Genomic DNA, 400 nt, shown 5'->3' with positions numbered 1-400 from the left:
GTGTAGGTGGGTCAGGGCAAGGCCCTGATCCCGGTCAGTAGGAGGTGATCCAGCCGCAGATTCCTCTACGGCTACCTTGTTACGACTTAAGCCCCCTTGCGGAGCCCAGATTCGACCGTCGCATGACGGCCTCATCCGGACCCCACTCGGGTGCTTTGACGGGCGGTGTGTGCAAGGAGCAGGGACGTATTCACCGCGCGCTTCTGACACGCGATTACTACCGAATCCAGCTTCATGCGGGCGGGTTTCAGCCCGCAATCCGAACTACGACTCCGTTTGGAGATTAGCGTCGCCTCTCGGCGTTGCATCCCACTGTCAGAGCCATTGTAGCCCGCGTGTTGCCCGGTCCATTCGGGGCATACTGACCTACCGTTGCCCGTTCCTTCCTCCGCTTTAGCAG

General features: G+C 60.5%; 1 rRNA gene. It reads right to left on the bottom strand.

The features are described 5' to 3' along the window. Window positions 1-39: 39 nt before the first annotated feature. A 16S ribosomal RNA gene (locus FY251_RS22010) occupies window positions 40-400 on the bottom strand; the annotation flags it as partial.

The sequence above is a fragment of the Haloferax sp. KTX1 genome (assembly GCF_902410085.1).
GTDB classification, from domain to species: domain Archaea; phylum Halobacteriota; class Halobacteria; order Halobacteriales; family Haloferacaceae; genus Haloferax; species Haloferax massiliensis.
The sequence above is the reverse complement of the archived record's forward strand: the minus strand, read 5'-3'. Positions and strand labels throughout refer to the sequence as shown.